Annotated in this window: 20 protein-coding genes and 1 riboswitch; of the genes, 8 read left to right on the top strand and 12 right to left on the bottom strand. The window is 70.7% G+C overall.

The annotated features are described in order from the left end of the window. The first annotated feature begins 82 nt into the window (after window positions 1-82). Both ABZ208_RS01910 and ABZ208_RS01905 read left to right on the top strand, forming a co-directional pair. The gene (locus ABZ208_RS01910; RefSeq protein WP_356907606.1) at window positions 83-661 is read left to right on the top strand and encodes a carboxymuconolactone decarboxylase family protein; all 579 of its coding nucleotides are present in this window, start codon (window positions 83-85) and stop codon (window positions 659-661) included. A gap of 183 nt (window positions 662-844) precedes the next feature. Continuing rightward, window positions 845-1,465 (top strand): TetR family transcriptional regulator C-terminal domain-containing protein, encoded by a 621-nt coding sequence (locus tag ABZ208_RS01905; protein ID WP_356907605.1) that lies wholly within the window; start codon window positions 845-847, stop codon window positions 1,463-1,465. Window positions 1,466-1,521: 56 nt separating this feature from the next. On the opposite strand, the gene ABZ208_RS01900 is transcribed toward ABZ208_RS01905, so the two are convergent. Both ABZ208_RS01900 and ABZ208_RS01895 read right to left on the bottom strand, forming a co-directional pair. Beyond that, complete coding sequence (locus tag ABZ208_RS01900; protein ID WP_356907604.1) at window positions 1,522-2,547, bottom strand: DUF6745 domain-containing protein; 1,026 nt, start codon at window positions 2,545-2,547, stop codon at window positions 1,522-1,524. A 58-nt stretch (window positions 2,548-2,605) separates the two neighbouring features. Continuing rightward, window positions 2,606-2,932, bottom strand: coding sequence for a hypothetical protein (locus ABZ208_RS01895; protein ID WP_356907603.1), 327 nt, complete (start codon window positions 2,930-2,932; stop codon window positions 2,606-2,608). 183 nt (window positions 2,933-3,115) lie between these two features. On the opposite strand from ABZ208_RS01895, the gene ABZ208_RS01890 reads away from it, so the two are divergent. The 5 genes from ABZ208_RS01890 to ABZ208_RS01870 all read left to right on the top strand — a co-directional run bounded on the left by ABZ208_RS01890 (window position 3,116) and on the right by ABZ208_RS01870 (window position 8,332). Then, window positions 3,116-4,069, top strand: a complete 954-nt coding sequence (locus tag ABZ208_RS01890; RefSeq protein ID WP_356907602.1) for an STM4015 family protein — start codon at window positions 3,116-3,118, stop codon at window positions 4,067-4,069. A gap of 71 nt (window positions 4,070-4,140) precedes the next feature. Next, a complete protein-coding gene (locus tag ABZ208_RS01885; protein WP_356907746.1) occupies window positions 4,141-5,229 on the top strand; it encodes an STM4014 family protein in 1,089 nt (362 codons plus the stop codon). Window positions 5,230-5,290: 61 nt separating this feature from the next. Further along, window positions 5,291-6,097, top strand: coding sequence for an STM4013/SEN3800 family hydrolase (locus ABZ208_RS01880; protein WP_356907745.1), 807 nt, complete (start codon window positions 5,291-5,293; stop codon window positions 6,095-6,097). Beyond that, complete coding sequence (locus ABZ208_RS01875; protein WP_356907601.1) at window positions 6,094-7,443, top strand: STM4012 family radical SAM protein; 1,350 nt, start codon at window positions 6,094-6,096, stop codon at window positions 7,441-7,443. The genes ABZ208_RS01880 and ABZ208_RS01875 overlap by 4 nt, the downstream gene beginning before the upstream one ends. 7 nt (window positions 7,444-7,450) lie before the next feature. After that, window positions 7,451-8,332, top strand: coding sequence for an STM4011 family radical SAM protein (locus ABZ208_RS01870; RefSeq protein ID WP_356907600.1), 882 nt, complete (start codon window positions 7,451-7,453; stop codon window positions 8,330-8,332). A gap of 25 nt (window positions 8,333-8,357) precedes the next feature. Here the strand turns inward: ABZ208_RS01870 and ABZ208_RS01865 are convergent, their stop codons facing one another. After that, window positions 8,358-9,149: an SGNH/GDSL hydrolase family protein gene (locus ABZ208_RS01865; protein ID WP_356907599.1), complete on the bottom strand. Its 792-nt coding sequence runs from the start codon at window positions 9,147-9,149 to the stop codon at window positions 8,358-8,360. 181 nt (window positions 9,150-9,330) lie between these two features. After that, on the bottom strand, window positions 9,331-10,362 hold the full coding sequence (locus tag ABZ208_RS01860) for a peptidoglycan DD-metalloendopeptidase family protein (protein ID WP_356907598.1): 1,032 nt from the start codon (window positions 10,360-10,362) through the stop codon (window positions 9,331-9,333). Between the two features lie 4 nt (window positions 10,363-10,366). Beyond that, a riboswitch (cyclic di-AMP (ydaO/yuaA leader) is annotated at window positions 10,367-10,546 on the bottom strand. A gap of 828 nt (window positions 10,547-11,374) precedes the next feature. On the opposite strand from ABZ208_RS01860, the gene ABZ208_RS01855 reads away from it, so the two are divergent. Continuing rightward, complete coding sequence (locus ABZ208_RS01855; RefSeq protein ID WP_356907597.1) at window positions 11,375-12,187, top strand: tyrosine-protein phosphatase; 813 nt, start codon at window positions 11,375-11,377, stop codon at window positions 12,185-12,187. Window positions 12,188-12,196: 9 nt separating this feature from the next. Here the strand turns inward: ABZ208_RS01855 and ABZ208_RS01850 are convergent, their stop codons facing one another. From ABZ208_RS01850 to ABZ208_RS01815, 8 genes are all read right to left on the bottom strand, one after another. Then, window positions 12,197-12,322: a DUF6126 family protein gene (locus ABZ208_RS01850; protein WP_328393469.1), complete on the bottom strand. Its 126-nt coding sequence runs from the start codon at window positions 12,320-12,322 to the stop codon at window positions 12,197-12,199. Between the two features lie 47 nt (window positions 12,323-12,369). Continuing rightward, entirely contained in the window at window positions 12,370-12,993 is a 624-nt protein-coding gene (locus ABZ208_RS01845; RefSeq protein ID WP_356907596.1) for an XRE family transcriptional regulator, read from the bottom strand. 59 nt (window positions 12,994-13,052) lie between these two features. Continuing rightward, window positions 13,053-14,447 carry an aspartate aminotransferase family protein gene (locus ABZ208_RS01840; protein ID WP_356907595.1) on the bottom strand — a complete coding sequence of 465 codons (1,395 nt, stop codon included), beginning with the start codon at window positions 14,445-14,447 and terminating at the stop codon, window positions 13,053-13,055. A 3-nt stretch (window positions 14,448-14,450) separates the two neighbouring features. Continuing rightward, window positions 14,451-16,325 carry a 1-deoxy-D-xylulose-5-phosphate synthase gene (dxs, locus tag ABZ208_RS01835; RefSeq protein WP_356907594.1) on the bottom strand — a complete coding sequence of 625 codons (1,875 nt, stop codon included), beginning with the start codon at window positions 16,323-16,325 and terminating at the stop codon, window positions 14,451-14,453. A gap of 25 nt (window positions 16,326-16,350) precedes the next feature. Then, window positions 16,351-17,370: an adenosyl-hopene transferase HpnH gene (gene hpnH, locus ABZ208_RS01830; RefSeq protein ID WP_356907593.1), complete on the bottom strand. Its 1,020-nt coding sequence runs from the start codon at window positions 17,368-17,370 to the stop codon at window positions 16,351-16,353. A gap of 5 nt (window positions 17,371-17,375) precedes the next feature. Continuing rightward, complete coding sequence (locus ABZ208_RS01825) at window positions 17,376-18,029, bottom strand: 1-hydroxy-2-methyl-2-butenyl 4-diphosphate reductase (RefSeq protein ID WP_356907592.1); 654 nt, start codon at window positions 18,027-18,029, stop codon at window positions 17,376-17,378. Next, window positions 18,029-20,080 carry a squalene--hopene cyclase gene (shc, locus tag ABZ208_RS01820; RefSeq protein WP_356907591.1) on the bottom strand — a complete coding sequence of 684 codons (2,052 nt, stop codon included), beginning with the start codon at window positions 20,078-20,080 and terminating at the stop codon, window positions 18,029-18,031. The genes ABZ208_RS01825 and shc overlap by 1 nt, the downstream gene beginning before the upstream one ends. Before the next feature lie 110 nt (window positions 20,081-20,190). Further along, window positions 20,191-21,276 (bottom strand): polyprenyl synthetase family protein, encoded by a 1,086-nt coding sequence (locus tag ABZ208_RS01815; RefSeq protein WP_356907744.1) that lies wholly within the window; start codon window positions 21,274-21,276, stop codon window positions 20,191-20,193. Between the last annotated feature and the right edge of the window lie 8 nt (window positions 21,277-21,284).

Raw genomic sequence — 21,284 nt, 5'->3', positions numbered from 1 at the left:
CGGCCGGTCCGTCATATCGGTGAAGGGCATCGCACGAGACCGAGCCGGTCCAAGCGATCACGAAGAAAGAGGGAGGCCCGTCATGGCCCGCATCTCGCTCACCCCGCCCCGTTCGCTGTTCCTGCGCTTCACGGAGTGGTACTCGAAGCGCTCGTACGGTGAGGTCCTGGACCCCGTCCGGGCGCTGGCCCACAACCCGCGGGTGATGCGGTCCGATCTCCGCTTCGAAATGTCGGTGGCCAGGTGGAACCGCCTGGACGAGGAGCTGAAGACACTCGCCGTGATGGCGACGGCCGCGTCGATCGGCTGCAGCTGGTGCATGGACTTCGGGCACTGGGAAAGCCGACGACAGGGGATGGACGCACGCAAGGTGCAGGATGTGCCCGTGTGGCGCGAGAGCGACGCCTACAGCCCGCTGGAGCGGGATGTCATGGAGTACGCCGAAGCGATGACGGCCAACCCGCCACAGGTCGCGGACGAGCTGGCGGACCGGCTGGTCGCGGCGCTGGGTGAGCCGGCGTTCGTCGAACTGACCGCGATGGTCGCGGTGGAGAACCTCCGCTCGCGGATCAACTCCGCGCTGGGCCTGACCAGTCAGGGCTTCAAGGATCGCTGCGAGATCCCGGTGAAGCCGCCCACGCGGACCGCCGCCGCGCGCTGACCTACCGCGCCCGGCCGGCCCGGCGGCGCACGGCACGAGCAGGCCGGGCAACAGCGCCCAACAGCCCTACAGCGGGGCCCTGTCGGACCGGCGGAGCACGCCCGCTCGCTCGGAACCGGCAGGCGAGCCCCTGTCTCCGACAGCGGCGGGCCTGCTCCAAGATCCGCTGTGTAGGGTGACGCCGTGGGCAGAGTCCGGTTGAGTGTGGCGGAGCGGCGGGAGGAACTGCTGTGCGCCGCCGTCGAGCAGATCGAGCAGCGGGGCGTGGCAGCCGTGCGCCTCTCCGACGTGGCAGCTTCCCTGGGTGTGAGCAGCGCCTTGGTGCTCTACCACTTCTCGACCAAGGAGAAGCTGGTGGCCGCTGCGTTCAGCTACGCCGCCGACGGCGATCTCGCCCATCTGCGCAAACTGCTCGGACGGCGCACCACCGCACTGCGGCGGCTGCGGTCCGCCGTGCGCTGGTATGCACCGACCGGGCAGGCCAAGGGCTGGCGCCTGTGGATCGAGGGCTGGGCGGTCGCGTTGCGCGAACCGGCCCTGCGTGATGTGGCCCGCGATCTCGACCAGCAGTGGAAGGCGGCTCTGACCGGGGTCATAGCCGAGGGCGCCGCCGCCGGGGAGTTCCCGTGCGAGGACCCGGCGGCGGCCGCCTGGCGGCTCACGGCCTTCCTGGACGGTCTGGCGGTCCAGATGACCTCGTATGCGGGGTCGCTGTCCCGGGCGGCCATGCTGGAGTGGACCGACGAGGCGCTCGCCCGCGAACTCGGCGTCGATCGTGCCGCCCTCAGCGCCGGCGCCCGCTGACCCACCCTCGGCACGCCTGTCGCCCCCGGTGCGCAGGCGGCACGCGCACCTGCGCCTCAGGTCTGCCGCACCGGCTCGTAGACGTCCGCATGCAGCCCGAACGTCCACGCCACACCCTCCTTCGCCGTCCGTGTGTCCGGCGGGACCCGCAGCCAGTACGTACGGTGGGTGCCGTCCGGCTCCGGCGTGGAGTTGACCACCTCGACCATCACCACGTCCTCGTCGTCGGCCAGGGCGATGCGCCACAGGATCCCTGTTTCGTCGCGGTGCACCGGCTCGGCCGCGGACTCGGCGAGATAGCGGTCGTAGCCGTAGTGCTCCAGCATCACGCGGCGCAGCTCCGCGTTCTCCTCGGTGCGTATGCGCTCCGGGGTGAGCGAGGTGAGCTCGCGCAGGAAGTCGGCGGGCACAGGCATGCCCCGCCAGGCGTACAGCGCGAAGCCGTCCGGGAAGACCAGGGCGGGGCCGTCCCCGCAGTCGAGACGGCCGGCTTCGTCGCGGTGCAGCTGAGCGGGCCGCTCGCAGATCACGGCCACGTTCTCGTACGGCCACCACCAGCCGGCGTGCGACGCGACCCTGGCCAGCCCTTCGAGCCGGTCGCTGCGGCCGTCGAACGCGGCCAGCCAGGCGGCGTCGTGCTGGCCGAGGACCGCGTCGAGCAGGGCGATCCGGATCCCGGTCTCGGCCGCGGCGTGCGCCGCACTGCCGTCGGGATCCGCCCAGACGAGGGAGTCCACGATTCCCGCGCGTATCCGCTCGGCCAGCGCACGCGTGGTGTCCCAGAGGCGGGCGCCGGTCACGCTCCATACCTCGGCCCAGCCGGCCGCACCCAACTCGTCGTGCACGCGCCGCCGTTCCTCGGCCCATGGCTTGGTGCGCACCTCGTCGCGCACCGAGCGTCCCGGGCTGTCGAGCGCACGCACGGCCAGGGCGCCCGCGCGTGGCGAGCCGGCCCAGATGATCCGCTCCGGCGCGGCGAGCCCGGCCGTGCGGTAGGCGAGCCGGACGCCCTCTTCCGCGGCTGTCCGGTCCGCCGGTCCCGTCGCCGCCGCGACGGCCCGCCACTTGTCCGCGTACTGCATGTGTGAGCCCCGTCCCCTGTTTCGTTCCTGTGTCGATGTGGTGGTGGTACGCCGACGGTCAGTCCGCGACGATCCGTACCGCGCCCGGGAGGTACTCGCGCTGGCGCACCACCCGGTACCAGCCCTTCGGCAGCGGTATCGCGGCGTGCTCCTCGTGCACCACGCGTCCGCCTTCCGGCAGATGGAGCAGCATCGGACCGAACGGGCCCGGCTCACGCACGAGCCGGCCGGGTCCCAGCACCGCGTGCGCATGGCCGGTGACCTCGCCGAGCGCGAGCACCAGTCGCCCTCGTCCGTCGCGCGCCTCGTGCGGCGCGTCCGTCACATGCGACGGCACGGCCTCGTCCGCGACGGGCACGATCAGCACATCCCCCTGCCGGTACATGACTCTCCCCTCCGAGCCCGGCGCCGAGTGCGCCGGGGACCTGAACCCGAAGTTAGAGGCAGGGTCTGACAACGGCCCCGGCCGCCGCCGCGGACCAGCCCCGCCACGGCCGTTGTCAGTGGGAGTTGGTAGAACTGCACGCACATCAGCCGATCGTCACCGCACCGGTGTCTGGAGCCCGTCATGACCATTTCGGACCATCTGCAGGAGCTGTACGGCCTGCCCGCGTTCGACTTCCCCGGCGCCGAGTCGAAGACCGAGCTGCCGCCGCCCGCATCCGTGGCGTGGCGGATCTCCGTCGACTCCTACGACAGCGAGGAGGAGTGGGAGACGGCTTTCGCCCGCTTCACGGACGTGGTGGACACCACCGAGGTGCGGGCGCTGATCGCGGGCTCGTGGAGCGATGCGTACGACTCGGCACCGGAGGGGATCGTATCGGCGCTCCTCGGCGCCAAGGATCGGCTGCCGCGGCTGCGCGCGCTGTTCCTCGGCGACATCACGTACGAGCAGTGCGAGATCTCCTGGATCAACCAGGGGTCGGTGGGGCCACTGCTCGACGGGTTCCCCGAACTGGAGGTGTTCGGGGTGCGCGGCGGCGAAGGGCTGGAGTTCCCTGCCCTGAAGCACGAGCGGCTGCGTGAGCTCAGGGTCGAGGCGGGCGGGCTGAGCGCGGAGGTGGTGCGCGGCATCGCGGCGAGCGAGCTGCCCGCGCTGGAGCATCTCGACGTCTGGCTCGGCACGTCCTGGTACGGCGGGACCGCGGACGTGTCCGACGTGGAGCCGGTCCTCTCCGGCACGCGCTTGCCCCGGCTGAGGTACCTGGCCCTGCGCAACAGCGAGATCCAGGACCAGATAGCCGCTGCCGTGGCGAGCGCACCGGTGGTGGCGGGCCTGGAGACGCTCGATCTGTCGATGGGCACGCTCGGAGACGACGGCGCCGAGGCTCTGCTGACCGGACAGCCGCTGACCCACCTCAAGAAGCTGGACGTGCATCATCACTTCCTGAGCGAGGCGATGATGAAGCGCCTGTCCGACGCCCTGGAGCCGGCCGGAGTCGAGGTGGACCTCTCGGACGAGCAGGCCGCCCGCAACGCCACCCGCGCGAGGGAAGACCGCTACACGGCCGTCGCCGAGTGACCGGCCCGGCCCGTGGCCGCTCGGGGCCACGCCTCGCCCTGGTGGGCAATCCGGAGAACCGCCGGGTCGGCATGTTCCAGGACGCGGTGCGTGCCGCCGGGCTGCCCGCCGCTCGCGTGGTGCCGTGGCTCGATGTGCTCCGGGGCCGCGCCGGGTTCCGCCCCGGCGAGCTCGTGCGGATCGATTCGCCCGGCGAGGACCCCGAGGTCGAGCTGGAGTTGCGCGGGACGGACGACCCGACCCGGGTGGAGGGCACTGCCCGCTGGTACGAGCGGTTCACCGCGGCCCTGCGGGAGCTGGCCGCACTCGCCGCGGCCGGCGGCGCGAGTCTGCTCGACGACCCCGACGAGCTGGCCGTGCTGTTCGACAAGCGGCTCTGCCATGCCGTGCTCGACCGCGCCGGAGTGCCCGTTCCGCCGTCGCCGACGTCCGGTGCGGATGCTCCGGTGGTGCGCGGCTGGGACGATGTCCGCGCCCTTCAGGAGGCATTCGGGCTGCCGCGGGTGTTCGTCAAGCCGGCGCACGGCTCCTCGGCGTCCGGCGTGCTGGCGCTGGAGACGGCGAGCCGGGGCCGGGTGCAGGCGACCACATCGGTGGAGCGTGCACCGGACGGCAGGCTCTTCAACTCCCTGCGGGTGCGCCGCTGCACCACCGAGCGCGAAGTCGCCGCTCTCGTCGACGCGCTCGCGCCGGACGGCCTGCACATCGAGCGCTGGCTCCCGAAAGCCGCGCAGCGGGGCAGGACCGCCGATCTCCGGGTGGTGGTGGTCGCGGGCCGCGCCACCCACGCGGTGGTCAGGACAAGCCGCTCCCCCATGACCAACCTGCATCTGGGCGGTGCTCGGGGCGACCTGGCGGCCGCCCGTGCGGCAACCGAGGCGGCGGGCGGCAGTTGGGGGCGGACGCTGGAGCTCTGCGAGCGGACCGCGGCCTGCTTCCCGAGGTCCCTTCGCGTGGGCGTGGATCTGCTGCCTGCCACTGGCTGGCGTCGCTTCGCCGTCGGCGAGGTCAACGCCTTCGGGGATCTGCTCCCCGGACTGTCCGGCCTGGCGGGCAGCGGGGCCGAAGGCCAGGACACCTACGCGGCGCAGGTCTCCGCCGTACTGCGCAGATCCACCGAACCGAACGGAACAGGGAACCACCACCGTGCAAGCGTCTGACCCGCAGCCCCTCCGGCCTCCCCACCCGGAGCCCGGACCCCGCAGCGAACCGCAGCCGGACATGAACGCGGTCGTCGGCCGTGACGATCTTCTGCTCGTCACCCTGGACACGCTGCGCTTCGACGTCGCCGCCGAGCTCGCTGCGGCGGGGCGGATCCCGAACCTGGCGAGGCATCTGCCGGGCGGCGCCTGGGAACGGCGTCATGCGCCCGGCAGCTTCACCTACGCCTCGCACCAGGCGATCTTCGCCGGCTTTCTGCCCACCCCGGCGACGCCCGGACCGCATCCCCGGCTGTTCGCCGCCCGTTTCGCGGGCAGCGAGACCACCGCCGGCCGCACCTTCGTCTACGACACCCCGGACCTGGTGTCGGCCCTCGCGGGGGCGGGCTATCGCACGGTGTGCATCGGCGGCGTCGGGTTCTTCACCAAACAGGGTCCGCTGGGCTCCGTCCTGCCGGGGCTGTTCCAGGACAGCCACTGGGAGCCGGAGTTCGGCGTCGCCTCGCCCACCTCCTTCGAGGCCCAGGTGGCTCGTGCCGAGCAGGTGGTCGCGGCGCTGCCGCACGAGCAGCGGGTGTTCCTCTTCGTCAACGTGCCCTCGATGCACCAGCCCAACTGGTTCCATCTGCCGGGCGCGACCCCTGCGGCGGGGGACTCCCGCGAGACGCACGCGGCAGCCCTCGAGTACGTGGACCGGCACATCGGCCGGCTGTTCGCGGCCGCCGCCGGCCGCCGCCGCTGCTTCGCCATCGTGTGCTCCGACCACGGCACCGCGTACGGCGACGACGGATTCACCGGCCACCGGCTCGGTCACGCATCCGTCTGGACGGTCCCGTACGCCCACTTCTTCCTCGAGGCATCCGCATGAGCGCCGGCAGCAACATCTTGCGTCCGTACCAGAGTTACGTCTACGCCTACCCGCACAAGACCGCCTACCGCCCCTTGGGCAGGGAAGGCGGAGACCGGCCGGCGCTGCGCGAGGTCTGGGCGCGGGAAGGCAAGGACGCGCTCTCGCTCTACGCGCACATACCGTTCTGCGAGGTCCGCTGCGGCTTCTGCAATCTCTTCACCCGGATCGGCGCGCCCGACGAGCTCACCGGCCGCTATCTCGACGCCCTGGACCGCCAGGCGACCGCCGTGCGCGAGGCGCTCGGCGACGACGGTCCGGTGCACTTCGCCGCGGCCGCCTTCGGCGGCGGCACGCCCACCTATCTCACCGCGGCCGAGCTCGAGCGGCTGTGCGACATCGCCGAGAAACGGATGGGAGCGGATCTGCGGGCCGTCCCGCTCTCCGTCGAGACCTCTCCGGCCACGGCCACCGCCGACCGGCTTGCCGTGCTCACCGCACGCGGCGCCACACGGGTGAGCATCGGCGTGCAGAGCTTCGTCGACGCGGAGGCGAAAGCGGCGGTGCGCCCGCAGCGCCGCGCCGACGTGGAGGCGGCACTCGGCCGGATCCGTGATGCCGGTGTCCCGGTGCTCAACATCGATCTGATCTACGGTATCGACGGCCAGACGGAGCACACCTGGCGGACGTCGCTGGATGCGGCACTGGCCTGGGAGCCGGAGGAGCTGTACCTGTATCCGCTGTATGTGCGCCCGCTGACCGGCCTCGGCCGGCTCGGGGACCGGAGCGACGCGGCATGGGACACCCAGCGGCTGCGGCTGTACCGGGCGGGCCGGGACCATCTGCTGACGCACGGCTACGAGCAGGTGTCGATGCGGATGTTCCGCCGCCGCGGCGCCCCTCGGCAGGGCCCCGGCGACCACGCCTGCCAGACCGACGGCATGATCGGCCTCGGCTGCGGGGCGCGTTCGTACACCTCGGCCCTCCACTACTCCTTCGACTACGCCGTCGAGATGCGAGAGATACGCGGCATCATCGACACCTTCACGCAGACCGACGACTTCACGCGGGCCGAGGTGGGCCGCCGGGTCGACGAGGACGAGGCGCGCCGCCGGCACCTGCTGCAGTCGCTGCTCCAGGCCGAGGGCATGGAGAGGGCCGGCTACCGCGAGCGGTTCGGCGCGGATGCCGCCGAGCACTTCCCCGCGGAGCTGGAACGCTTCGCGGCCCGGGGCTGGCTCGACGAGGACGCCGCGCCGGGCCGGCTGAAGCTGACGCCCGAGGGTCTCGCGTGCTCGGACGCGCTGGGGCCTGAACTGTTCTCGGCCCCGGTACGGGCCGCCATGGCCGCGTACGAGCTGAAGTGAGCAGACCGTGGACCTGACCATGCTGTACCGCGGGCCGCTCGCCTCCTGCGACTACGACTGTCCGTACTGCCCGTTCGCCAAGCGCCGTGACAGCACGGAGCAGCTGCGCGCCGACCGGGCGGCGCTGGAGCGGTTCGCGGCCTGGGCCGCGGCGCAGCAGGACGACCGGCTGTCGATCCTCTTCACACCGTGGGGCGAGGGGCTCGTCCGCTCCTGGTACCGGCGGACCCTGACCGAGCTCTCGCATCTGCCGCACATCCGCCGGGTGGCCGTCCAGACGAATCTCAGCTGCCGTACGGACTGGATGGCGGACGCGGACCCCGGCACGCTCGCGCTGTGGTGCACCTACCACCCGGGCCAGACCCCGTACGACAGGTTCCTTCAGAAATGCACCGATCTGGCAGGGCGAAAGATCCGGTTCAGCGTGGGTGTCGTCGGTCTTCCGGACCATCTGGAGCAGGCACGCAGACTGCGCTCCGAGCTGCCGCCCCACGTGTATCTGTGGGTCAACGCGGCCGAGGGCCACACATACACCGATGAAGAGGCGGCGCTGTGGACGGCGCTCGACCCACTGTTCCCCTACAGCCGCCACCCCCACCGCTCCGCGGGCCTGCCGTGCCGTACGGGCGGGTCCGTCGTCTCCGTGGACGGCGACGGCACGGTGCGCCGCTGCCACTTCGTCCGTGCCGAGCTGGGCAATCTCTACGACGGCTCGTTCCGGCGGGCCCTCGGCCCGAGGGCCTGCCCGCTCGCCGTCTGCGACTGCCACATCGGTTATGTGCATCTGGAGACGCTGCCGCTGTACGACGTGTTCGCGGGCGGCGTGCTGGAACGGATCCCGGCGGCGGCCCCGGCCGGCGGGCCGTGGACCTTGGCGACGCACCCCTGACCGGGCAGGCGCGCCGCCGTCCGGGTCACAGCGGCAGCAGGTCCGGGCGTTTGGCCTCGACATGGTCGCCGGAGCTCTCGCCCCGCAGACGGCGCCCGATCCAGGGCACCAGGTGCTCACGTGCCCACTGGATGTCGTCCCGGCGCACCTCGAGCGCGCCGCGCGGCGGCAGCGGCGGCCACGGCTGGTCGGGGTCGGCGGGCACGTCGAGCCCGAGCACCTGGGCGGCGCGCAGGGCGACCCGGGTGTGCCCCTCCGGAGACAGGTGCAGGCGGTCGGTGTCCCAAGCCCGGCGGTCCTGGACGGACTTGAGCGACCACAGGTCGAGCACCGGGCAGTTGTAGCGGTCGGCAATGGCCCGTACATGCGCGGTGTATGTGGCGATCTTGCCGCGCAGATGGCGCAGGACGGGGACGTCGCGGGTGTCGAACCCGGTGGTCACCAAGACGGTGCCGACCGTGCTCGACAGATCGGCCACGGCACGCTCGAAGCGCTCGGCGACGTCGTCGGGGTCCGTGCCGGGCCGGATGATGTCGTTGCCCCCCGCACAGAACGACACCAGGTCCGGGGCGAGTTCCTTGGCCCTCGGCACCTGGTCCTCCACGATCTGGTCGAGGAGCTTGCCCCGCACGGCGAGGTTGGCGTACCGGAAGGTGTGCTCCGGCATGCGGTCGTCCAGCAGGACCGCGAAGCGATCCGCCCATCCGACGAATGTCCCGCCGGGTCCGGGATCTCCGACGCCCTCGGTGAAGCTGTCACCGATCGCCGCGTACGACCCGATTCCGCCGCTGTTCTCTGTTCTCGAATCGTCTGCCACGGGAGCACATCTTTCCCTTACGGGTGTGACCTACGCGACCGTAGGAGGGGTTGACGCGGGGTGATCTTTACCACCGGTCAAGTTTCGCCCAACCCGGAATACCCCGGCTCCCCCGCCCCGCGTGAGCGGTGACGGGGGAGCCGGTCCAACAGCGCCCGAACCTGTCAGGGAGTCAGGGCGGTCAGATGGAGACGCCGTTCTGGCGCAGGTAGGCCAGCGGGTCGACGTCGGAGCCGTAACCGGGTCCGGTGCGGATCTCGAAGTGGAGGTGCGGACCCGAGGAGTTGCCGGTGTTGCCGGACAGGCCGATCTGCTGGCCGCCGGTCACCGACTCTCCGCTGGAGATGGACAGCGAGGAGAGGTGGGCGTACTGGGAGTAGGTGCCGTCGGTGTGCTGGATGACGACCTGGTTGCCGTACGCGCCGCCCCAGCCGGCCGAGACGACGGTGCCGGCAGTCACGGACTTGACGGAGGTGCCGGTGGCGGCGGCGAAGTCGACGCCGGTGTGGTAGCCGCTGGACCACATCGCGCCGGCGGTGCGGTAAGCGGTGGACATCGGCGCGCCCTCGATGGGTGCGGCGAAGCCGGAGCCGGAGGCCGCCTGCTCGGGGGTGGAGGTCTGCTCGGCGCTCGGCTCGGAGGACTGCGCGGGCTCGGAGGTCCGCTCGGCGCTCGGCTCGGAGGACTGCTGCTCCACAGGCTCTGCCGTGTCCGCCGGGGCGGGCCGCGCGTCGTCACTGGACGGCCGGGTCTGCGACTCGGACGGGGACTCGGACTTCTCGGGGGCCTTTGCCTCGGAAGCCTTCGCCTTCCCCTTGCCGTTGATCGTCAGCTTGAGGCCGGGGTGGATCAGCGAGGGATTCTCGCCGACAGCTTCGCGGTTGTCCGCGTACAGGCTCTGCCAGCCACCGCGCACATCGTGCTCAGCGGCGATCTTGGAGAGGTGGTCGCCTGGGACGACCGAGTAGGTGGTGGCCTTCTTGCCGGCCGGCGCGTGGGCGGCCGGTCCGGCCGAGAAGGTGGCCGGGGCAGCGGCATGTGCCTTCCCGGACGCGGCGGCAGGTGCCGTGGCGGGCGCGGCCTTGCCTGCGGCGTGTGCGCCGGTGGCACCCATCAGCGGGAGGGCGATGGCGGCGCCACCCGTACCGGCGGCGATGAAGCCGCGGGTGATCCGGTTGGACTTGGGACGACGGTGCTTACCCGTTGCGGGCATGGCGCATTCCTCTCCGGCGCCGGCGAGGTGAGCTGTCGGGTTCGGGCTGGAGCTGCCCGGCCGGACGAGATGTCCGACTTCACCCCAAGCCGTCCGATTTGATCGGATACGGCGTACTACCTGGGTCCCCCGCTCCTGCCACACGTGGATGGGATCGAATTCCGGACAGCGGCAGGATTGGGCGGTCCGTCCGGATTGCGGTGACCGTAAGCGAGTTCGACGGGCCGGAACAAGCCGCCGATTTCCAGGAGTAATGCCGGGCGGGGAAAACGCTGCGGATTTCCGGTCACGCTCCGTGGATCGCGGATCTTCGACCCCCGCACCGTCAACGGAATTCGACCTCGAGGCCCGGCCACGGACGGTCACAAATATGACCCTGCTCACGACCCGATTCCGGCGCGTCCCACATCAGGGCACGCCATACCGGAACCACCCAATTCGGACAGAAGCACCATTTAATGATTTACACCGCCACTCACCGATCAAGCCCCACGACGATCAACGCAATTCGCCCCTACCTGGGTCGAGAGAAAGTGATGCACGTCACCCCATTGCTCCGCCGTGAGGGCCCTTGGCGATCCTTTAATTCACCACCGGCGAGGTCGGGGGTCGGCATTGAATTCGACCGGCTCCCCCTCCGTCGAGGAATGCGAAAACATTCGGGGGCTCTCCGCATACACGTGTCAGGCACGTCGACACGGCGACGGCGTTGCCGGAGACCTGGCCCGAACCAGCCGGGATCCCCAGGTCTGTGCGACCACCCGCGCCCGAGCAGGACCCGAAGCGACTTCCGGTCCCCGTATGCCCCCGTCGGCGCTCTTGATCACCCCGACCCTTCAGGCCCTCACAGGTACACACAGGCCCGCACACCGCCCCGCGACCGGGGCGGACGGCGCAACGCCCCTTGACGGCGGTCGAGATGATTGCCCGATAAACGGGTGTCGTATCGTCGGGAGCCACATCACGCCACCGTCGGCGAGCCGCGCCGACGGCAGTCACCTCAGGAGTCCACGTGACGCAGCAGCTGCCGCAGGCCCCGTCGACAGAACCCGAGCTGGCCGGAGTTCGTAACTTCCGGGATGTGGGCGGACTGCCGACGGTGGACGGCCGGCGGGTGCGGTACGGGAGGCTCTTCCGCAGCGGTCACCTGGCGAACGCGACGGCGAGCGATGCGGCGTTCCTCTCCGGGCTCGGGCTGCACACGATCTTCGACTTCCGCAACGCCGCGGACCAGAAGCTGGAGGGTCCCGACGTCGAGCTGCCGGGCGTACGCAATGTGAACATGCCGCTCAGCGACCCGGCCGACGGCGCGGAGTTCTGGAAGATGGTGCGCGAGGGCAACCTCGACCAGCTGAAGTCGATCCTCGCGGACGGCAAGGCCGCGGGACGGATGTCCGCGTCGTACCGGATGATCATCAAGGAGCGCACCGGCGAGCACAGCCGGGTGCTGCACGCACTCGCCGAGGACAGCGTCCCTGCGCTGATGCACTGCGCCGCCGGCAAGGACCGGGCGGGCCTGTCGATCGCGGTGTCCTTGCTCGCGGTCGGCGTGGACCGCGACGCGATCGAGGCGGACTACCTCAAGTCCAACGACCCCCACCGCCGCTACCAGGTCCGGCGCAAGGACAACTCCCCCGCCGCCATGTCCCCCGAGGTGATGGAGCTGCTCGCCCCGCTGTTCGACGCCCGCGCCGAGTATCTGGCCGCGGCCTTCGAAACGATCGAGGAGACGTGGGGCGGCACGGAGCGCTATCTCTCCGAGGGCCTGGGGCTCTCCCCCGAGACGCGCGAGCGCCTGCGCGAACGGCTCCTCGACGAGGCATGACGCCCCGCGCTACCCCTTGCCGCCCACCAGGAAGAGCAGATAGAGGAAGCCGGCGAAGAGGTGACCGGCTATCAGGTAGACGAACAGCCGGATCACCAGACCTCGGGGGAACCGCTCTTCCTGCTGCTGTGACATGACGGGCCTTTCTGTTCAGGACGGAGCGCGGTCCGCGCACCAAGGTCTCAGACGTGCGGGTGCAGCTCGGGGCTCTGCAGGAGGGTGTGGACGAACAGCAGCTCTGCCCCGTCCGGGGTGGCCGCCGCCAGGCGGTGGGGGGTGAGGGAGTCGAAGTGCGCGCTGTCCCCCGGTGCGAGTTCCTGCACGAAGTCACCGAGGCTCAGCCGCAGCCGCCCCTCGAGGACATACAGCCACTCCTCGCCGGGATGGACGCGCACCATATCGCCCTGGGCGCCGTAGGGCACCACCACCCGCAGGGCCTGCATGGCCCGCCCCGGCGCGCCGACCTGCTGATATGTCCAGCCGTCCGCCGAGGCGGGCTCCCGGCGGCCGGCCCTGATGACGGGCTCGCGCTCCGGTGGCAGCTCGCCGAGCAGGTCGCCGACCGTCGTACCGTAGATCCGGGCCAGGGCGAGCATCATCGGCAACGACGGCTGGCGCTGTCCCGTCTCGAGCCGGGAGAGATGGGCGGGCGAGAGGCCGGCGCGCCGGGCGGCCGCCTCGAGCGTGAGCCGACGACGGCGGCGCAGATCGCGCAGGCGCGGCGCGACGTGGGGCAGCCCTTCGACAGGGGCCGTCCCTTCGGTGGGGAGCGGGCCGGTTCCCCGTCCGGCGGCAGCATCGGTCATGCGTCCATTGCGCCAGGCGGTTGCCTCATTGGCAAATTTCTTGCCAATGAGGCAAAGGATCAGCGATTCGCGACGGCCTGCTTCACCAGCGTCTTGCCGAAGTCCCACATCAGTCCGCCGCCGCCATGGGCATCGTCCATCACCGCGGTGAACGCCTCGACGAAGCGGTCCACTTCCCGCTCGCCGATGATCAGTGGCGGAATCAGCTTGATCACTTCGAGGTGGTCACCGGAGACCTGGGTGAGGATCCGGTGCTTCTGCAGCAGTGGCACCACCACCATCTGCGCGAAGAGTCCCTTGCGGGCGGCCTGCAGCATGGTCCACCGGCTGCGCAGCCGCATGGACTCCGGCCGGCCGAACTCGATGCCGATCATCAGCCCGCGCCCTCGTACGGCATGCAGCAGCTCGTAGCGGTCGACGAGTGCCGCGAGCCGGGCGCGCAGCAGCTCGCCGGTCACCCGCGCGTTCGCGACGACATGCTCGTCCTCGAGCACCGAGAGCACGGCGAGCCCGGCGGCCATCGCCTGGGCGTTGCCCCCGAAGCTGGCGGAGTGCACCAGGACGCGGTCCATGGACGAGTAGACCTTCTTGAAGATCCAGTCCCTGCCGAGGGTCGCCCCGACGGGCACGTACCCTCCGGAGAGCGCCTTCGCCACGCACACCAGGTCCGGCTCGACCCCGGCCTCGTACTGGAAGGCGTAGAAGTCCCCGGTCCGGCCGAGTCCGGTCTGCACCTCGTCGGCGATCAGCAGGGCCCCTCGCCGGTGCAGGAGTTCCTGGGCGGCGCGCAGGAAACCGGTCGGCGTGGGGTTCACCCCCTTGCCCTGGATCGACTCGACGACGAAGGCCGCCACATCGCCGCGCTCCAGCTCCCGCTCCAGCGCGTCCAGATCCCCCGGTTCGACGGCAGTGTCCGGCAGCAGCGGCGCGAATCCCTCCCGGAATCCGGCCTCGCCGTTGACCGACAGCGAGCCGGCGGTGAGGCCGTGGAAGGCATGCGTGCAGTACAGGATCCTGGTGCGGCCGGTTGCGTACCGGGCGAACTTCAGCGCGGTCTCCACCGCCTCCGTACCGCTGTTGCCGAAGAACACGCGGTCCAGGTGCGGAGTGTGCACGAGCAGCTTCTCGGCCAGCAGCCCGGGCAGCGGCTGGCAGTCGAAACGCGTCAGATCGGCGAGCGAGGCATCCAGGACGTCATGCAGCGCCTTGCGTACGACGGGGTGGTGGCGGCCGAGGCCCATCACGCCGAAGCCGGCGAGCATGTCGAGGTAGTCGTTGCCGTCCGCGTCCCAGAAGTACGCGCCCTCGGCCCGTTCGTAGACCTTGTCGAAGCCGATGGTGTGCAGCATGCGGGGCAGCTGGTGGTTGAGGTGGCGGGTGTGCAGCTCATAGCGCTCGGCCCCGCGCTCGGCGAGCAGCGCCGCGAGATCGAAGCCTTTGGGCCGCTCGGTCATCGCTCAGATCTCCTTGACTGCCATGGCCGCACTGATCCGCCCGGCGATCTCCACCGGGGTCAGCCCGATGTCGGCCAGCACCTCGCTGCGCCTGCCGTGGGCAAGGAACTCTTCGGGGATGCCGAAGTCCCGCAGGGGCACGTCCACCCCGGCGTCGCGCAATGCCTGAGCGACGGCCCAGCCGACGCCGCCGCTGCGGCTGTTGTCCTCCACGACCGCAATCAGCCGGTGGCCGGCGGCCAGCGGGGCGAGCAGCTCGTCGACGGGCTTGACCCAGCGTGGGTCGACGACCGTGCAGCGGATGCCCCGGCCCGACAGCAGTTCGGCCGTCTGCAGGCAGACCGGTGCCAGCGCCCCGACGGACACGATCAGCACATCGGCGTCCTCCGGCCGGAGCAGTACGTCCATCCCGCCGATCCGCCCGACGGCCTCGACGGGATCGCCGACGCTCTCCTTCGGGAAGCGCAGCACGGTGGGCGCGTCGCCCACATCGACCGCCTCGCGCAGCTCCTGCCGCAGCCGTACGGCGTCGCGCGGGGCCGCGATCCGCAGACCTGGGACGACCTGCAGGAGGGACATGTCCCACATGCCGTTGTGGGACGGGCCGTCGGTGCCGGTGATCCCCGCCCGGTCCAGTACGAACGTCACGCCGCACCGGTGCAGGGCGACATCCATCAGCAGCTGGTCGAAGGCCCGGTTGAGGAACGTGGCGTAGACGGCGACGACCGGGTGCAGCCCCGCGGTGGCGAGCCCGGCGGCACAGACCGCCGCGTGCTGCTCGGCGATGCCGACGTCCCACACCCGGTCCGGGAAGCGCTCGGCGAACTTCGTGAGCCCCACGGGGTGCAGCATCGCCGCGGTGATGGCCACCACGTCCGGGCGCTCGGCCCCGATCTCGGCGATCTCGTCCCCGAACACCGAGGTCCACGACGCGCGGTCGGAGGCGGTGAGCGGCGCACAGGTCACCGGGTCCATCACACCGACCGCGTGGAACCGGTCGGCCTCGTCCTCCAGGGCCGGCCGGTATCCGCGGCCCTTCTCGGTCAGGCAGTGCACCAGGACAGGTCCACGGAAGCGCTTGGCACGGCGCAGCGCCGACTCGACGGCCTCGATGTCGTGCCCGTCGACCGGCCCGAGGTATTTCAGCCCCAGGTCCTCGAACAGGCCCTGGGGCACGAAGGCGTCCTTGAAGCCCTTCTTCGCGCCGTGCAGGGATTCGTAGAGCGGCTTCCCGACGACGGGGGTGCGCTCCAGGATGTCCTTGCCCCAGGCCAGCAGCTGTTCATAGCCGTCGGTGGTGCGCAGGGCGGCGAGATGGCTCGCGAGGCCGCCGATCGTCGGGGCGTAGGACCGCTCGTTGTCGTTCACCACGACGATCAGCGGCCGGTCCTTGGCCGCGGCGATGTTGTTGAGGGCCTCCCATGCCATGCCGCCGGTGAGGGCTCCGTCGCCGATCACCGCGACGACATGGTCGCTCGTGCCCCGTACCTGGTGTGCCTTGGCCAGTCCGTCCGCCCAGCCGAGCACGGTCGACGCATGGGAGTTCTCGATCACGTCGTGCTCGGACTCCTCCCGCGAGGGGTAGCCGGACAGCCCGCCCCTCCCGCGCAGCTTGGAGAAGTCCTGCCGTCCGGTGAGCAGTTTGTGTACGTAGGACTGGTGGCCGGTGTCCAGAAGGATCCGGTCCGCGGGTGAGTCGAAGACCCGGTGCAGGGCGATGGTCAGTTCCACCACACCCAGGTTGGGGCCCAGATGGCCGCCGGTCCTGGCCACCGCCTGGATCAGGAAATCCCGGATCTCCTGTGCGAGTTGGACCGTCTCCTCCTCGCCCAGCGACTTGAGGTCGCGCGGGCACCGGATGGTCTCGAGAATCGTCACGGTCTGACCCCCTTCTCGTGCGGCGTCATCGGCTCCCGGTGACGGTTTCGCGGGCTGCCCTGAGCGACTCCTTCAGCGAGCCCATGGTGGCCAGTACGGCGGTGGGCTCGTAGCCGCAGTGCGCCATGCAGTTGGCGCAACGCGGGTCCTTGCCACGGCCGTACTTGTCCCAGTCCGTGTCGTCGATGAGCTCCTGGTATGTGGGCACGTACCCGTCGCTCATCAGATAGCAGGGGCGCTGCCAGCCGAAGAGCGAGTAGTTGGGGATCGCCCAGGCGGTGCACGGGAAGTCCGCCTTGCCCTCGAGGAAGTCGAGGAAGAGCGGTGAGTGGTTGAGCCGCCAGCGCCGTCGGTTGCCGCCGGCGAAGGACTTCCTGAACAGCTCGCGGGTCTGCTCGACACCGAGGAAGTGCTCCTGGTCGGGAGCCTTCTCGTAGGCGTATGCGGGCGAGATCATCATCTCGTCCACCTTGAGGTCGTCGTTGAGGTAGTTGAGCACCTCGATGACGGTCTGCGGGGTGTCCGTGTTGAAGAAGGTCGAGTTGGTGGTGACCCGGAAGCCGCGCCGCTTGGCCTCCTTGATCGCCTCCACGGCCTCGTCGAACACGCCTTCCTTGGCCACCGATTCGTCGTGCCGCTCGCGCAGCCCGTCGATGTGCACGGCAAAGGCGAAGAACGGGGACGGGACGAACTGCTCGATCTTCTTGCGCAGCAGCAGTGCGTTGGTGCACAGAAAGACGTACCTCTTCCTGGCGACCAATTGGCGGACGATCTCGTCGATCTGAGGATGCATCAGTGGTTCGCCGCCCGCGATGGAGACCATCGGGGCACCTGACTCCAGCACCGCTCCCACGGCCTGTGCCACCGGCATGCGCTGCCTGAGCACTCCGGCCGGATGCTGGATCTTCCCGCAGCCCTCGCACTTGAGGTTGCAGGCGAAGAGCGGCTCCAGCTCGACGATGAGCGGGAACTTCTCACGGCGGCGGAGCTTTTGTTCAATGAGATAGGTCCCGACCCTGATGGTCTGACGCAGCGGCATGGCCATCTGGCTCACCTCCTGGGGAGCAGCAAAGAACGGTGCCATTCGAAGAACGCGGGAAGTACGGCGCGAAGAACGCGGAAGGCTGATATTCCACCGCGCACCGTGCCGATGCGGACCAGTTCGTGCTCAGGAGCGTCCACGACCACTCGGACGGCCGCAACCGGACGCGGACCGGCGCTCAGGGCGCTGCTGAGGGTGGCGGCCGACTCCATGTCCGCCGCGACGGCGCCGGTGGCGCGCAGCTCGGTCCGCTCGTGTCCGCGCACGACATGGTCGGTTCCGGTCAGCAGTCCGGTGTGGACCGTGCGGCCGGGCAACGCCCTGGACACCGCCTTGACCAGCAGTTCGGTTGCGGTGCAGGGGGTGTGCGCGGTGGCGAGCCGGGTCCGGTCGGCGACCACGAGATCGCCCGGGTGCATTCCCGGTGCGAGCCCCGCGCAGAAGCCGGAGGCGATCACGGCTGCCTCCCGCAGCGGGCCGTCGCCGCAGGCGGCGAGCATCGCCCGTTCGGCGCAGACCGGCCCCATGCCGGTGCGCAGGACGGTGACCTGGCCGCGGGCGCCGCTGTGGTCGCCGGTGCGCAGGGCGAACTTCTCGATGCCGAGCGCGCAGGCGATCAGCAGCGGCGCGGCGGAGCCGAAGGGCTCCACGGGGTCCGGCATCAGCCCCCCTTGCGGGTGGCCGAACGGTCGGCGGACGGCTCGCCGTGCGCGTACCGGCCGAGCGCCGTCAGCGGGAAGACCTGTCGGTACAGGTGGTAGTTGATGGAGAAGTCCCAGGGGAATCCGGTACCGGTGAAGTAAGGCTCGTCCCAGGAGCCGTCCTCGCGCTGGGTCCCGGCGAGCCAGACGATCCCGCGCTCGACCGCTTTGCTGTCCCGCTCCCCCGCCGCCAGCAGCGCCAGCAGGGCCCAGGCCGTCTGGGAAGCGGTGGACGTGCCATGTCCGATCCAGCTCTCCGTGGGGGTCCCCCCAGGACGATGTCGCTGGGGGAGGTACGAGCGCAGGTCCTCGCCCCAGCCGCCGTCGTCGTTCTGCACGGATTCGAGCCAGCGGACGGCGCGGCGGATCGCGGGGTGCGAGGGCGGCAACCCGGCGGCGGTGAGAGCGGGCACCACCGACCCTGTGCCGTAAATGAAGTTGACGCCCCAGCGGCCGAACCAGGCGCCGCTGGCCTCCTGTTCGGCGAGCAGCCACCGGACACCACGGCGAGTGCGGGGATGATGGGCCTTGCCCTCCCACGCCAGCATCTCAACGACATGCGCGGTGACGTCCGCGGACGGCGGGTCGATCACCTCGCCGAAGTCGCAGAACGGCAGGCGGTTGGGGAAGGCGCTGGTGTTGTCGGCGTCGAACGCGCCCCAGGCACCGTTGCCGGACTGCATACCGAGATTCCAGCGCACCCCGCGTTCCACCGCGGCGTCGACCTGGGCGGGGTGCGGGTGCTTGACCCGGCGCAGGGCAAGGACCACCTCGGCCGTGTCGTCGATGTCGGGGTAGTTGTCGTTGTGGAACTCGAACGCCCAGCCGCCCGGCGGCAGTCCCGGCCTGCGTACCGACCAGTCGCCGGGCCGCACGACCTGCTCGCCGAGCATCCAGTCCGCGGCCTTGACCAGGGCCGGATGGTCGCCCGGCAGGCCGGCGTCGGCGAGCGCGATGGTGGCGAGGCAGGTGTCCCAGACCGGGGACTGGCAGGCCTCGATCATGCGGACGGGAAGGCCGTCCTGCTCGCTCCAGACGGCAAAACGGTCCAGCGACTCGAGGCCGGCGCGCATCACAGGGTGCTTCAGGTCGTAGCCGAGCAGATGGAGCGCAATGACCGAGTACACGGCCGGCGGCTGAATGCCGCCCCAGCAGCCGTCGTTCTCCTGCCGCTCGATGATCCAGCGGGCTGCGGTGTTCATGGCCGCTCGGCGCAACCGGCGCGGGGCGACCTTGTGGTAGAGGCGCAGCGCCTTGTCGGCCCGCTGGAAGAAGCCGTCCCAACTCGCGGCAGGCGCGGGGCGCTTGGGGGGATTCGGCACCTGCGGATCGGTGTGCAGTTCGTCGAGCGGGAACGGTGCGGGGCGCACCGGCCGCTTGGCCGAGACGACAGTCAGCGGAACGATGGTCTGCCGTGCCCAGCAGCCGAAGTCGTAGATGTTCAGGGGCGCCCAGGTGGGCAGGAAGATCAGCTCGGGCGGCAGCTCGGGGAGGTCCTCCCACTTCCACCAGCCGAAGAGCGCGAGCCAGATCCGGGTGAAGACCCGGCCGGCGGCGATCCCCCCGTGCTTGCGGACCCAGGCGGAGGCCCGTGCCATGTGCGGGTCGTCCGGCCGGTCGCCGGCGAGCCGCAGGGCGACGTAGGCCTCGATGGTGGCGGACAGTTCGCCGGGGCCGCCGAAAAAGGTGGCCCAGGTGCCGTCCTCACGCTGCTGTCCCCGGATGAACCGGGCGGCTGCGTCGGTGGTGCGGGCGTCCTGGATCCCGAGGAACTGACGCAGCAGCAGATCCTCGGCGTCCATGCTCACATTGGTCTCGAGGTCGCCCTTCCACCAGCCTTCGGCGTCCTGCCGGGCGAGCAGATAGGCGCTCGAACGTTCTGCGGCGTGCCGCGCGGCCTCATGGATGTCGCCCGGCGCCTGGACGAGTGCGGACCGTGTGTCGGTCGATTCAGTGGCCGCGGGTGCACGGGTCCCCGAGGACCCGCTGCTTCCGTCGGTCGTCGCTGTCATGGCTTCCCCTTCGTTGCAGTGGATCTCTGCTGTGCTGGGGTGGCCGTCGGCCGGTGACGATGTCGGTCACCGGCCGGCGACTGCGATTCATATCGAGCGGGTGATGGTGATCATCTCTTTCGTACGACGACGAAGTCCGCGAGTGCGACGAACTGCGCGCGGATACGTTCCGGCATGTCGACTCGGCTGAGGGCCTCGATCGCGACGGCATGCTGCCGGCGGGCCTCCTGGGAGGTCCACTCACGGCCGCCCGCCTCCTCGATCAGGGCCGCCCTGGTGGCGAACTCCGTCTCGGAGAAGGAGTCGAAGTCATGGCTCTTGGCGTCCGCGGCGAGCAGTTCGCCGAGACGCCGTGAGGCCGGGCCGCCGGCGGCGAGGGCGGCGACGACCGGCAGGGACTTCTTGCGCTGGCGCAGGTCGCTCCAGGTCTGCTTGCCGGTGGCGACCGGGTCGCCCCAGATGCCGAGCAGATCGTCGACGGCCTGGAAGGCGAGACCGAGGTGGTAGCCGTAGGCCTCGAGGGTGTCTGCGGTGCGGTCGTCGGCGCCGCCGAGCACCGCGCCGATGGAGACGGCGCAGGCCAACAGCGCGCCGGTCTTGTTGCCCTCCATCTCCAGGCACTCCTCGACGGTGACCCGCTCGCGGTGCTCGTAGGAGATGTCCTGGGCCTGACCGTCGATCAGCTTGCGGCTGGCGGTGGTCAGCCGGCGGGTCGCACGGCCGGCCTCGACGGTGCCGAGCTCCAGCAGCACCTCGTTGGCCAGCGCGAAGAGCGCATCGCCGACCAGGATGGCCTGGGCGGGTCCGTGCACCTTCCACACCGTGTCGCGGTGGCGGCGCTGTTCGTCACCGTCCATCAGGTCGTCGTGCAGCAGCGAGAAGTTGTGCACCAGCTCGACCGCGACCGCGCCGGGGATGCCGACCTCGGGTGCCGCACCGGCAACCTCGGCGGACAGCAGCGCGAGCGCGGGGCGTACGGCCTTGCCGCCGTCGCCCTCGGCGGGCCGGCCATGTGCGTCGATCCAGCCGAAATGGTAGGCGGCGACGGTGTCCATGGGCGGGGCCAGGCGGTCCACCGCGGCACGCAGCACCGGTGTGGACAGGGTCCTGCCGCGCTCCAGCAACGCGTGGATGTCCGTGTTCGCCACGTCACCTGGGCTGTGTGCGGTGTCTTCAGCGGTACCCGCCGAGGGCACTGTCGGCA

This window comes from Streptomyces sp. NPDC006208 (genome assembly GCF_040613775.1).
Lineage (GTDB): Bacteria > Actinomycetota > Actinomycetes > Streptomycetales > Streptomycetaceae > Streptomyces.
This window is presented reverse-complemented; position numbering and strand designations above follow the sequence as displayed.